The sequence below is a fragment of the Aliiroseovarius sp. ABM4_368 genome (assembly GCF_056161205.1).
Genome location: NZ_JBSWYR010000004.1, coordinates 130,833 through 144,134, shown reverse-complemented (window position 1 = coordinate 144,134; position 13,302 = coordinate 130,833). Strand labels below are relative to the sequence as shown.

Genomic DNA, 13,302 nt, shown 5'->3' with positions numbered 1-13,302 from the left:
CATGGAATTTGGGGAGGAGACCAAATGCTATCCATCATTTCGCACAACGAATGCCGCGAACACGACGCAGGCCCGTTGCACCCGGAAAGCAAGGCTCGGCTGGATGCGATCAACAACCAATTGATCATGTCGGGCATGGATTATGTAGTGCGTCATCACGATGCCCCGCTTGTCAGTCGCGAGCAGCTCGAGCGCGTGCATGACAGCGATTATTTGGATCGCGTCTATGCGTTGGCGCCCGGGCAGGGAATGGAGAGCGTCGAGGTGGACGGCGACACGGTGATGAGCCCCGGAACCTTAAAAGCTGCCGAACGCTCGGCTGGGTCGGGCTGCATGGGTGTCGATCTGGTTATGTCCAAAGAAGCCAACCCGGTTTTCTGTATGGTCCGCCCGCCCGGCCACCACGCCGAAAGCGACAAGGCGATGGGGTTTTGCCTGTTTAACAATATCGCCGTCGCGGCAGCGCATGCGCTCGAGGCGCATGGTTTGGAACGGGTGGCGATCATTGACTTCGATGTCCACCACGGCAATGGCACGGAAGAGATCTTCAAAAGGGAGCCTCGCGTGCTGTTCTGCTCCAGCTTCCAGCACCCGTTCTATCCATTCACTGGCCACGAGAAAGAGACCGACAATCTGGTTGATATTCCGCTGTCGGCAGGGGCAGGTAGCACCGAGTTTCGCGAGGCCGTGTCGGGCCACTGGATCCCTCACCTGCGTGATTTCAAACCGGAATTCGTCTTTATTTCGGCCGGCTTCGACGCCCATGTGGCGGACGACATGTCCAGCGTGCAGCTGACGGATGCGGATTACGAGTGGGTCACGCGTGAGCTGAAATCTGTGGCGGATGAGTTTGCCGAGGGGCGTATTGTGTCGATGCTGGAAGGTGGCTATGAACCCGACGTGCTGGCGCGCTCGGTGGTGAAGCACTTAGACGTGTTGTTGGGATAAGGGGCTTTGCCCCTCGAGCCTACGGCTCTCACCCCAGGACATTTCTGGTAAGAAAATGCGGTAGATTGGCGAGGTGAACGGCTAAGCAAAGCGGGTGGCGATTAAGCTGGTCACGGTCTTGGCATCCAGTTCTGACGCCATGCCCCCCACAATATCTGCCAGCAATCGCGATGCCGCCGGGCTGGATTGCATTCCATAGCCACCTTGCCCGGCAAACCAGACGAAGCTTGGTTCATCCGCTGCTGGCCCAATCGCAAGGTTTCCATCCGGCGTAAAACTGCGCAGCCCCGCCCAGTTCGAGATCATGCGGGTTACAGATTCGGTGACCATTTCTTCATACCGCGCCAACCCCTCGGCCAGCACCATGTCATCGGCCCACGCGTCTTGGGGCGTGGTCAGTTCCGCATCCGCTGGCGACACGATTAACGCGCCCGCGTCGGGTTTGCAGTACCACGTTTCGCCCGCGTTCAAGACCATTGGCCAGCTGGAAACATCCAGCCCACCCGGCGCTGGGATGCGCGCCATGGATCGTCGTAGAGGACGGATGCCTATGGGGGCCACACCCGCCATCGCGGCGACCTCGTCCACCCAAGCGCCCGCGGCGTTCACCAGTTTGCGCCCCGTGAACACCCCTTTTGGCGTTTCCACCTGCCAGCCATTGCTCAGTCGTGTGATGGCTGTAACCTTCGCGCCTGTAACGACTTCTCCGTTCTTACGCAGTTCGCGCGCGTATCCCTGCACCAGCCGATCCGTGTCGATGTCCCACGCATCTGCGTGATAGCCCGCACCACAGAGCGCATCAGAGTTCAGGATGGGCATAAGCGCGTGCGCTTCGTCCACGCTGATCTCGTCCAGCTTCATCTTGGTCAGATCACTGGCCAGTTGCGTGTCTTGCCCCTTGGCCCCGACCACCATCAACCCGCGTGGCGACAGGTACCCCTCCGCTTCGTGATAGCTGCGCGAGGCGTGATTCAACGCGACCACCGCATCTGTGCCATAGCTTTCCTCGAACAGTGCTGCCGACCGGCCGGAAGCGTGATAGGCCAGCGCATCTTCAGCCTCCAAAAGCCGCACCCGGCCCAGCTTGGACAGACATGCGCCTGCCGAGGTACCGGCGACGCCGCCGCCAATGATCAGAAAGTCATCCATGTTCTTCAATCCGGTCTGTTGCAGGGGCGGGGGTAGGGGTCAGCGCGGATATGCGTGCGCGCAATTCGGTAGTCATCTGGAAAGACAATGCATCCAAAGACGGCCGCAATTGTTCCAGCGCGCGTGCCGACAGAATGGGCGCAGGCCGGGCTGGGTGGCTACCTGCCCAAGCCACCGCCAAAGTGGCCGGATGGACGCCCAATTCGCCCGCAATCTGAGGCAATGCTTTGGCCGCGTCATGCATCCAATCCAACCCATAGCGCGCGGCATAACGGTCGTCTTCCGACAACCGCCCGGTGCCTCCGTCCGCATATTTCCCGGTCAAAAGCCCGCCGCCCAAGGGGGAATAGGTCGCGGCCAAAATGTCTTCAGACGCGCACATGGGCAGCAGTTCGACCTCGGCTTGACGTTTCACAAGGCTGTACATCGGCTGGATCACGTCAATCCGCGTGCCCAGCCCCTGCGCAATCGCCAGCGCCTTCATCACCTGCCACGCGGCGAAGTTGGACAGCGCCAAATATCGTGCCTGCCCGGCGGCCTGAAGCTCGGCCAGCAACGCGATCTGCGCTTCCATCGCGAGGTTCGGGTTGAAGCGATGCAGATAGAGAATATCAACCGCATCCAATCCCAGCCGACGCCGAGAGGTTTCGAACTGCGACCTCAGCGCCGCGACAGAATCCGGCGCATCATACCCGATTTTGGTTGCAATGATCAGTCGCGCGCGGTGGGGCGCGATCAGCCGCCCCAAGATCTTTTCTGACGCACCTCCGGTATACAGGTGCGCCGTATCGAAATGCGTGATGCCCGCATCAATACAGGCGTCAAACAGGGCGCGTGACGCGGCTTCATCCGCCGTGCCGCCAAACTGCATGGTGCCAAAGGCAAAGCGGAGGGCGGGGGTGCCATCAAGGGAAATCAAATCGGACATGGGGCGACACTGCCACGCCTATTTGAAAAGAAAAAGACCCCGCCCGAAGGCGAGGTCCGAAAGATCCAGATTAGGGCCGATCAGTTCGACGGGATCTCGCTGTCGATGCCTTCAACATAGAAGTTCATGCTGGCAAGGCCGTTGTCGCCATAGTCGGCAGCGGTTTCGCCCTCGGCCAGCCAGACCGAGCCGTCTTGCTTGTTCAGCGGGCCAGTGAAGGCGTGGTATTCACCCGATGCAAGTGCGTCACGCAGCGCTTCTGCTTCGGCTTTCACGTCAGCAGGAACCGCGTCGGTGATGTCGCCAATGCCGACCATGCCAGCGCCAATGCCGTCCCAGGTCGATACGCTTTCCCAAGTGCCATCCATTACGGCCTGTGTGCGGGCCACATAGTAAGGTGCCCAGTTGTCGATGATCGACGAGACGCGCGGGAAGGGTCCATATTCGCTCATGTCCGAAGCTTGGCCAAAGGTAACAACGTTTCCAGCTTCTTTGGCGGCTGCTTGCGGAGCGGTCGAATCGGTGTGCTGCAGGATCACGTCTGCGCCTTGCTCGATCAGAGCTTTGGCTGCATCAGCTTCTTTGGCCGGATCAAACCACGTGTAGGCCCAGATGATTTTGAATTGAATGTCTGGGTTCACTTTCTTGGCGTGGATATAGGCCGAGTTGATGCCGCGGATAACTTCGGGGATCGGGAAGGACGCGATATAGCCAATGATGTTCGACTTGGTCATCTTGCCTGCGATGTGCCCCTGAACGGCGCGGCCTTCATAGAAACGGGCCGAATACACCGACACGTTGTCCGCTTGTTTGTACCCTGTGGCATGCTCGAACTTCACATCCGGGAACTTCTCGGCCACGGCAACGGTGGCGTCCATGAAGCCGAAAGAGGTGGTGAAGATCAGGTCAACACCGGACAGGGCCATCTGAGTGATCGGGCCTTCTGCGTTCGCTTCCGATACGCTTTCCACATATACGGTTTCAACCTTATCTCCGAAGGCTTCTTCCACGGCTTTGCGGCCTTGATCATGTTCATAAGTCCAGCCGCCGTCACCGACAGGGCCCACATAGATAAAGCCAACCTTGGTTGGGTCTTCGGCCACAGCGGCCCCAGCCAGACCGGTTGCCAAAGCGGCCGTTGCCAGAAGTGATTTCAATACACGCATGTTAGTCTCCCTTGGTGTTTTGAGCAGAGTTATCGGTTGCATCAGCGGCTTCTTCGCGGGCTTTGCGCAGACGTCGCTGGATGTTGGTTTCGCTTTCCAAAAGCGCGGTGGTTATGACGGCAGAGGGCACGGCGATGACGCCCAGCCCAATGAACAGAACCACGGTGGTAAAAATCCGCCCCCCGGGTGTGATCGGGAACATATCGCCATATCCAACCGTTGTGAAACTGGCGACGGCCCACCACAGGCTTTTGGGGATAGAGGAAAAGACCTCGGGCTGTGCTTCATGTTCGAAAATATAAATTCCGACCGCGGAAACATACAGCATAAGGGCGGCGATAATGCCAAAGATTGCCAGTTCTCCGCGCACTTGGCGGAAGGCGATGACCAGACGCTCCATCGCGTGGCTGCCCCGGAACAATTTCAGCAGTCGGACAAGCCGCAGCAGGCGGAAGGTGCGCACGACCTGCCATTGTGGCGTCAACAATGCGATTGCGGGCGCGACGGATAGGAGGTCGACAAGCCCCCAGAAACTGAATGCATAGCGCATTGGGCGCGGCGAGGTCACAAGTCGCAGCACATACTCGGCCGCGAAGACCACCAGCAATAGGACCTCGAATTTGAATAAATGACTGCGCAGGGTTTCCGGCAGTTCGGGCATGGTTTCCAGCGCGATGGTAATCGCCGACATCAGGATCATCCCATCCATGACACGCGCAACATTCACACCGCCATGCGGCTTGTGCCCGTCAAGAATGTCCTGAATGTCAGCTTTGGTCATCTGGCTGCCTTAATGGGTTGCATGGAATTCGCGCCCCAGCGATCCGGGTGCTCCGTGATTGCCACGAGGCGAGATGACGACAAGCACCAGAATGGTGATCAGATAGGGACTCATCGCCAGAATTTCGACCGGGATGGCAACGCCTGCAGCCTGAAGGTTCAGTTGCAAAACCGAGATCCCGCCGAAAAGATAAGCGCCCAGCAGAACACGCCACGGACGCCAGCTGGCGAAGACCACGATGGCCAACGCGATCCAGCCCGCGCCAGCCGTCATGCCTTCGACCCATTGGGGGACGCGGACAAGGCTGATATAGGCCCCGCCCAGCCCGGCGCAGGCTCCCCCGAAGGCAATCGCCACCAGGCGCACGCGGATAACTTTGTACCCCAGTGCGTGGGCGGCGTTGTGGTTTTCACCGACGCCGCGCAGGATCAGGCCTGCACGGGTGCGCGCCAGTACATACCAAGTCAGCGCCACGATGATCAGGCTGACATAGACCATCGGGTCGTGTCGAAACAGGATTGGCCCCAACACGGGAATGTCGGACAGCAGCGGGATCTCCCACTTTGCCATGGTGGGCGCTTTGATGCCCTCGTAAGGCTTGCCGATCAGGGCAGACAGACCCAAGCCAAAAAGCGTCAAACCCAGACCCGTCGCCACTTGGTTCGACTTCAAATACAGGACCAAAACGCCGAAAAGCATCGAAAGTGCTGCGCCCGCGCAGGCCGCCGCAACGAAGCCAATCGCAGGAGTTCCGGTGTTCACTCCAATGGCGAAGCCAACGACCGCGCCGGTGATCATCATCCCTTCGACGCCCAAGTTCAGCACGCCGGATTTTTCGACCACAGCTTCGCCGATTGCGGCCAGCAGGATTGGGGTCGCAGCCACCATGAGCGAGGCCAAAAGAAGAAGCGGGTTGATCTGTCCTAAGTCCATCTTATCGCCCTTTCTTACCCAGCCACCGGTGATTTCCAACGAATGCGGTAATGTGACAGCACATCCATCGCCAATAAGAAGAACATCAGCATCCCTTGGAACATCTGGATCGCGGCACCGGGCAAGCCCAGCATCAGCTGCGCCAGTTCTCCGCCAATATAGGTCAGCGCCATCAACAGCCCAGCCAGCAGAATGCCGATGGGGTGCAAACGCCCAAGGAAGGCCACGATGATCGCGGTGAAGCCATAGCCCGCGTTGAAGTCGATCGAGATCTGGCCGGATGGGCCCGAGACCTCGAACAGCCCGGCAAGCCCTGCCAACGCACCCGAGGTGCCAAGGCAGAACAGGATCAGCCGCGTCGGGTTCACGCCCGCGAAACGTGCCGCGCGTGGGGCTTCTCCTGTCAGGCGGACCTGAAAGCCCAGCATATGACGGGTCAGCAGGATATAGGCGAAGATGACTGCGATGAAGGCCGCCGCCACACCCCAATGCATGCCTGTGCCCTCGATCAGATCGGAGTTATAGGCCGCCGGGAAATCACGGAAGTTGCGCGAACCGGGAAAGCCCATCCCGTCGGGGTTCTTCAAAAGCCCCTGACTGACCGAGGCAAGGATGTTTTCCGCCACGTAGACCAGCATCAGGCTAACCAGAATTTCGTTGGTGCCGAACTTTACCTTTAACACGCCGGGGATCATCGCCCACGCCCAGCCGCCAATCGCGCCTGCCAGAACCATAGCCGGGAAAATCAGTACGTTTTCAGAGGGGTAGAAGGCAAGGCCCACTGCCGCGCCACAGATGGCGCCCATGATATACTGACCCTCGGCCCCGATGTTCCAGATGCCCGCGCGAAAACCCAGTGAAAGGCCGATGGCGATCAGGATCAGGGGGCCGGCCTTCACCAATAATTGCGGGCGCGAATACGGCCCGAATGTCTCGTGAAACAGCGGGTCCCAAAAAATCGTGCGAATGGCCTCAAGCGGCGCTTTGCCCAGCATCCAGAACAGAATGCCGCCTGCGATCATCGTGGCGATTACCGCTAAAATCGGCGTGACAGCGGCCCAGAACTGGGATGGCTGCGGACGTTTTTCCAAACGGATCATGCGGCCACCTCGTCACCTTCTGCGCCACCCATCATCAGGCCGATTTCCTCGACGCTCAGCCCTTGCATGGGTACCGGACGGGCTAAGCGGCCTTCGTTCAACGCGGTGAACCGGTCCGAGATCTCCATCAACTCGTCCAGATCCTGAGAGATCACGATCACCGCCGCGCCCTTCTGCGCCAGATCCAGCAAAGACTGCCGGATCGAGGCCGCAGCCGCCGCGTCCACGCCCCAAGTGGGCTGGTTCACCACCAGCACGTCGGGGTCTTGCAACACCTCGCGGCCAATAACAAATTTCTGCAAATTACCGCCTGACAGAGACCCCGCCGCGTTTTCCGGACCGGGGGTGCGCACGTCGAAAGCCTCGATGATACGGCGGGCGAATTTCTCGGTCTTGTTCCAGCGTAGAAACCCGCGATCCACCAGCTTTTCGCGCACGGATCCGGTCAGAAGCGCGTTCTCGGTCAGGCTCATCTCGGGAGCTGCGGAATGGCCCAGACGTTCCTCGGGCGCGGTCAGCAAACCACGCGCGCGCCGTGCGCCGGGCGAGAGGGTGCTGATCTCGTCCCCGGCTAAGTTGATCGTGCCCTCACCGGCCCGTGCCTCGCCGGAAAGTACCGCCAACAATTCGTCTTGTCCGTTGCCAGCCACACCGCCAATACCCAACACTTCGCCCTTGCGCACCTCAAGCGAGATATTACGCAATGCGGTGCCAAATTCGCTGGGTGATGACATCGAGACACCGGACAGTGACAAGGCCACCGCGCCCGGCTCTGCTGGATCGCGTGTGGGCACGTGCAGCGTGTCGCCGACCATCAGCTCGGCCAGCTCGCGCGCCGATTTTTCGCGCGGATCGCAGGTGTCGACCACCACGCCGTGACGCAGGATCGTCGCGTGCTCACACAGAGCGCGGATTTCTTCCAGCTTGTGCGAGATGTACAGGATCGAGGTCCCCTCGGACGTCAGTTTCCGCAGCGTTTCAAAAAGGATTTCAACTTCTTGCGGAGTCAGAACGCTGGTCGGTTCATCCATGATCAACAGCTTGGGGTTCTGAAGCAGGCAGCGAATAATCTCGACCCGTTGACGTTCACCTGCGGACAGATCGCCGACGGTACGATCGGGGTCCAAGGGCAGTCCATAGGCGTGGCTGACCTCGCGGATACGGCTGGCCAGCTCGCGCGGGCGCGGCGGGTTGTCCATGCCAAGGGCGATGTTTTCGGCCACCGACAGTGCGTCAAACAGACTAAAATGCTGGAAGACCATTGCAACGCCGGCAGCGCGCGCGGCAGCGGGGTTCAGCGGAGTAAAGGTCTCGCCGTTTAAGGTCATCTGACCCGCATCCGGTTTGACCAACCCATAGATCATTTTGACAAGCGTGGATTTCCCCGCGCCGTTTTCACCAAGCAGCGCGTGCACCTCGCCGGGCAACAGCGAAAATGAAACATGATCATTGGCGACGACACCCGGATAGACCTTGGTCAGCCCCTCCAGCGTCATCAGCGCATCACCTTGGCGCATGTCCCCTGTCACTGAACACTCCCCTGTCGAGTTTATTGTTATGTGCGACGCTCTTAACTAGCGCGGTCGCAACCCCCAGAGCAATGGCCTGCGGGTGTTTTCCCAAGGTCGGATCACCAATTGGGCAGTTGATTTGATCAATTTCCGTGCGGCTATGCCCCAAAGCGGTCAGTCGCTTTGCGAAACGAGCCCATTTGGTGGCAGAGCCGATCACTCCTGCGCTGGCAAAGTCGTGAGATAGAATCGCATGGCAAAGCTCAAGATCCATCACGTGGCTATAGGTCAGCACAAGGTGGTGGGCATTGGTGGGGGCCAGCGCGACGGCCTTGGACGGGTCCGGGGCGGGCAGGCATGTGACGCCCTCGGGCAAGTCGTCCGGGAAGCGTGTCAGGTCTACGTCGATCCATGTAATCTCCAGATCAGGCAGAGGGGCCAGCGTCCGCACCAACGCACGCCCGACATGGCCCGCGCCATAGATCCAAACCGGGTTTTGGGAGCGTGTGATGGGCTCGATCATCCAGCCTTGCATCAAAGCAGGCTCGGGGAGAACGCCTTGGTTGCGCGCGGAAGCCAGCGCGCGACTTACTGCGAGCGGCTGGTCGGTATCATCCGTTAGGCTTCGGGCATGGATCGGGCTAACCGCCAGACGCTCGACATCATCGGCCGCGTAGATTTCCGTCACAAGCGTTACAGCCCCGCCGCAGCATTGGCCGAGCGCAGGCCCAAGCGGCAGGCGAACGGTTGTGACGGGTAGCCCACGTTCAAGCTGCGCGCGTGCTTCTCGCGCGGCACGGAATTCCAGTTCCCCGCCGCCTATTGTGCCGGATTGTCCGTCCGCCCAGACCAGCATCGCTGTGCCGACCTCGCGCGGGGTCGAACCCGCGGTCTCGGCCACGACGACGCGGGCCACCGGGCCGTGTGCGGCGATCTCGCGGGTCAGTTCGCGCAGATTAATCGCCATCGCGCACCCTTTCCACGGCAGTCAGAACTTCTTCCGCTGTTGCGGGTGCGTTCATGTCGTGGAAGCCATCGCCACAGGCCGCCACAGCATCTGCCAGCGCCAGCCATGCCGAAATCCCCAGCATAAAGGGCGGCTCGCCCACTGCCTTGGATCGGAAAATCGTCCCTTCCTCGTTCGGTTGATCCCACAGGTCGACATTAAACACGCGCGGCCGGTCTGAGCAGGCCGGGATTTTATAGGTCGATGGCGCATGAGTACGCAGAACGCCTTTGTCGTCCCAAACTAGCTCTTCTGTCGTTAGCCAGCCGACGCCCTGTACATAGCCGCCTTCGACCTGCCCAATGTCCAGCGCCGGGTTCAGGCTGGTCCCCGCATCATGCAAAATGTCAGCCCGCAGCACACGGTTTTCCCCGGTCAGCGTGTCGATCACCACTTCGGTTAGCGCAACGCCATGGGCGAAGTAAAAGAAGGGTCGCCCGCGCCCGCGCACCCGATCCCACGTGATTTCGGGTGTCTTATAGAAGCCCGTTGCCGACAGGCTGACCCGCGCCTCGTATGCGGATTTCGCGGCCTCTTGGAACGAGGCACTTTGCGCCGGGCCATGCACCTGCCCATCGGCAAAGGCGATTTCGGCGGGGGTACATTGCCAAATCTGGGCCATATGTTTGGCCATTCGCTCACGTATGGTCAGGCAGGCGGACTGCACTGCCATCCCGTTCAGATCAGATCCCGACGACGCCGCCGTGGCCGATGTGTTGGGCACTTTCCCGGTATCGGTCGCGGTGATCTTCACGGCATCCAGCGGCACGCCAAAACTGCGCGCGGCCACTTGCGCGACCTTCTGGAACAGACCTTGCCCCATCTCGGTTCCGCCGTGGTTCATCTGGATCGAGCCGTCCTGATACACATGTACCAGCGCGCCTGCTTGGTTCAGATGGGTCAGCGTGAAGCTGATCCCGAACTTTACCGGAGAGAATGCCAGGCCCTTCTTCAGCAACGGGTTTTCTGCGTTGAACGCTACCACTTCGTCGCGACGCCGAGCGTACTCGGCGCTATCCAACAACGCCTCGGTCATGGCTGGAATATGGAACCCGCGGATTTCCTGCCCATAGTGGGTCGTCTGCCCGTCGCGATAGTAATTGACGCGTCGCAAATCCATCGGATCCAGCCCGCGCTCCCGTGCGATATGATCTATGATCCGCTCGATCCCGAACACGCCTTGCGGCCCGCCAAACCCGCGAAACGCGGTGGCCGAGGCTGTGTGGGTTTTCAGCCGGTGGCTTTCGATCCGCACATCCGGCAGGAAATAGGCGTTGTCCGCGTGCAGCATCGCTCGATCCGCCACGGGCAGCGACAGATCCTGCGCCCAACCACAACGCGTCAGCTGCGTGACGTCCAGCGCGATCAACCGCCCCTCGTCGTCCACACCCGCGCGATAGCTGATACGGAAGTCGTGCCGCTTTCCGGTGATGACCATATCGTCATCGCGGTCATATCGCATCTTGCAAGGCCGTCCGGTCTGGCGCGCGGCAATCGCGCAAGCCACCGCCAGCGCATTGCCTTGGCTTTCCTTACCGCCAAAGCCACCGCCCATCCGGCGTGTTTCAACCCGCACAGCGTGCATCGGCACGCCAATCGCGTGGGCCACCTTGTGCTGGATTTCCGTCGGGTGCTGGGTCGAGCTGTTGATCAGCATGTCGCCATTTTCCTGCGGCACGGCCAGCGCGGCTTGGCCTTCCAGATAGAAATGCTCTTGCCCGCCCATTTCGAAGTGGCCTTCGACAATGTGGGGGGCGTCGTCCATCGCTGCACTCGCGTCGCCGCGCGACCACACAACGGGGCCGTCCTCGAATCGGCTGTTTGCGGCCAAAGCGTCATCAATCGTCAGGATCGCCGGGCGCGGGTCGATGGTGATCTGGCCAAGACGTGCGGCTTTGCGCGCGGCCAGATGGCTGGTGGCGACAACCAGAAAGATCGGTTGGCCGTGATAGAAGACCTCGCCCTGTGCAAGTAAAGGTTCGTCGTGGATCGACGGGGATACATCGTTTTCAAACGGTAAATCGGCGGCGGTCAAAACGGCAACAACACCATCCGCTTCGCGCACTTTCGACAGATCCGCTTGTGTGATCACACCTCGCGCCACGTCGCTAAGCCCAAACGCCAGATGCAGACAATTCGCGGGCATTGGAATGTCATCTACGTATCGCGCGGCCCCAGTCACGTGCAGATGGGCGGCGTCATGGGGAAGGGGGGGACCAGCACTCATGATGACACCTCGAGCACGGATGTCGCAGCGCCCTGATCCTCATGCCAGAATCGCAGTAACATGTTTTGCGCCGTTCTCAACCGATACGCCGCCGAGGCGCGCATATCCGTCATGGGGGTGAAGTCTTTCGCGAAAGCGGGTAGGGCGGCTTTGATGGTCGGCAGGCTCCATGCTTGCCCAATCAAAGCCGCCTCAACATGTTTGGCCCGTTTGGGCGTGCCAGCCATGCCGCCAAATGCGATGCGAGCCGTCAAAACTTTGTCGTCCTCGACCGCGATATTGAACGCACCCAGCACGGCTGAAATATCCTGATCAAACCGTTTCGACAGTTTATAGACTCGCAGATTGCCTGCCCAGCGCGGGATGGATATTGCCTCGACAAACTCGCCCGGCTGCCGGTCCTGCTTGCCATAGTCGATGAAGAAGTCTTCGAGCGTGATCTGCCGCCGCACATCGCCCCGCCTCAAATGCAGCACAGCGTCCAGCGCGATCAGCGGCGGCGGCCCGTCCCCAATGGGCGATCCGTTGGCGATGTTCCCGCCTATCGTTGCCACATTACGCACCTGAAGCGAGGCGAACCGGCGTAGCATCTCGGCGAAATGCGGGTAGTGGTCCAACATTAGAAGGCGCAGCGCCTCAATGCTGACGCCCGCGCCGATATGGAGATGCGAGCCTCTATTTTGGACTTGTTTCAGATCCTCGACGCCGTTCAGAAAAATCGCCGGGCGGATGTCGCGCAAGGATTTCGTCGACCACAGCCCCACATCCGTCGCCCCGGCCACCAGTGTTGCATGGGGATGCTCCATCAGCGCTTGCGCCAATCCGTCGGCAACGCGCGGGCGCATCACGTCCCCATCGGTTTTCGGAAGATCGGGAGCGGCTGCAATCGCCTTGGGCACCGGTTCGACAAAGGCGCGTTCCGCCGCCCGCACAATCGGCGCGTAACCCGTGCACCGGCACAGGTTCCCAGCCAGCACGTCGTCATGCGCTTGGTCTCCGTTCAGTTGTGCCGTGGCCAAAGACACAGCAATCCCGGGCGTACAAAACCCGCATTGTGAACCGTGTTCCGCGACCAGTGCTTCTTGCACCGGATGCAGAGTGTTGCCATCCGACAATGCCTCGACCGTGGTGACAGATTTCCCGTCCAACTGCCCCAAAAACAGGATGCAAGCGTTCACTGCCCGCGCCCCATCCGCATCACGCAGCATGACCGTACACGCCCCGCAATCTCCTTCATTGCAGCCTTCTTTCGTGCCCGTCAGCCCGCGTGTATCGCGCAGCCAGTTCAGCGTGGATTGCGTGGGATCAACATCGCGCAGGGCCACGCTCTCTCCGTTCAGAAGAAAGGTGATATTCATTGGATCGTCCTGCCGCCTTACCCTGTTGGTGGCCCCGAATTTCGCGTCCTCGATGCGGCGTAGAAAACGTGCGGGGGTATGTTTTTGTGTCTTACAGCAAAGCCGGGAAATGGGGGGCGGGTCAAGTCTTGGGTTGTTGAGCGCAATATGCCATGGATTTGTATTCAAATGTATACAATGCTATAGTATCGGAAT

Annotated in this window: 11 protein-coding genes; 1 reads left to right on the top strand and 10 read right to left on the bottom strand. The window is 60.1% G+C overall.

Annotated features, from left to right (window positions below; genetic code table 11):
- The first annotated feature begins 24 nt into the window (after positions 1-24).
- The gene (locus ACXAH3_RS12690; protein ID WP_474862459.1) at positions 25-948 is read left to right on the top strand and encodes a histone deacetylase family protein; all 924 of its coding nucleotides are present in this window, start codon (positions 25-27) and stop codon (positions 946-948) included.
- Positions 949-1,029: 81 nt separating this feature from the next.
- Here ACXAH3_RS12690 and ACXAH3_RS12685 read toward each other — a convergent pair whose 3' ends face one another.
- The 10 genes from ACXAH3_RS12685 to xdhA form a co-directional block, all read right to left on the bottom strand.
- Positions 1,030-2,097 (bottom strand): NAD(P)/FAD-dependent oxidoreductase, encoded by a 1,068-nt coding sequence (locus ACXAH3_RS12685; protein WP_474862458.1) that lies wholly within the window; start codon positions 2,095-2,097, stop codon positions 1,030-1,032.
- A complete protein-coding gene (locus ACXAH3_RS12680; RefSeq protein ID WP_474862457.1) occupies positions 2,090-3,025 on the bottom strand; it encodes an aldo/keto reductase in 936 nt (311 codons plus the stop codon). Before ACXAH3_RS12680 ends, ACXAH3_RS12685 begins: the two co-directional genes overlap by 8 nt.
- Before the next feature lie 80 nt (positions 3,026-3,105).
- On the bottom strand, positions 3,106-4,191 hold the full coding sequence (locus tag ACXAH3_RS12675; protein WP_474862456.1) for a BMP family ABC transporter substrate-binding protein: 1,086 nt from the start codon (positions 4,189-4,191) through the stop codon (positions 3,106-3,108).
- A 1-nt stretch (position 4,192) separates the two neighbouring features.
- Positions 4,193-4,972, bottom strand: coding sequence for an ion transporter (locus tag ACXAH3_RS12670; protein WP_474862455.1), 780 nt, complete (start codon positions 4,970-4,972; stop codon positions 4,193-4,195).
- 9 nt (positions 4,973-4,981) lie between these two features.
- Positions 4,982-5,905: an ABC transporter permease gene (locus ACXAH3_RS12665; RefSeq protein WP_474862454.1), complete on the bottom strand. Its 924-nt coding sequence runs from the start codon at positions 5,903-5,905 to the stop codon at positions 4,982-4,984.
- Positions 5,906-5,919: 14 nt separating this feature from the next.
- A complete protein-coding gene (locus ACXAH3_RS12660) occupies positions 5,920-7,005 on the bottom strand; it encodes an ABC transporter permease (RefSeq protein WP_474862453.1) in 1,086 nt (361 codons plus the stop codon).
- Positions 7,002-8,522 carry an ABC transporter ATP-binding protein gene (locus tag ACXAH3_RS12655; RefSeq protein WP_474862775.1) on the bottom strand — a complete coding sequence of 507 codons (1,521 nt, stop codon included), beginning with the start codon at positions 8,520-8,522 and terminating at the stop codon, positions 7,002-7,004. The genes ACXAH3_RS12660 and ACXAH3_RS12655 overlap by 4 nt, the downstream gene beginning before the upstream one ends.
- Positions 8,509-9,483, bottom strand: coding sequence for a xanthine dehydrogenase accessory protein XdhC (gene xdhC / locus ACXAH3_RS12650; protein ID WP_474862452.1), 975 nt, complete (start codon positions 9,481-9,483; stop codon positions 8,509-8,511). Before xdhC ends, ACXAH3_RS12655 begins: the two co-directional genes overlap by 14 nt.
- On the bottom strand, positions 9,473-11,749 hold the full coding sequence (xdhB, locus tag ACXAH3_RS12645; RefSeq protein WP_474862451.1) for a xanthine dehydrogenase molybdopterin binding subunit: 2,277 nt from the start codon (positions 11,747-11,749) through the stop codon (positions 9,473-9,475). Before xdhB ends, xdhC begins: the two co-directional genes overlap by 11 nt.
- Positions 11,746-13,107, bottom strand: coding sequence for a xanthine dehydrogenase small subunit (xdhA, locus tag ACXAH3_RS12640; RefSeq protein ID WP_474862450.1), 1,362 nt, complete (start codon positions 13,105-13,107; stop codon positions 11,746-11,748). The genes xdhB and xdhA overlap by 4 nt, the downstream gene beginning before the upstream one ends.
- Positions 13,108-13,302 lie beyond the last annotated feature (195 nt).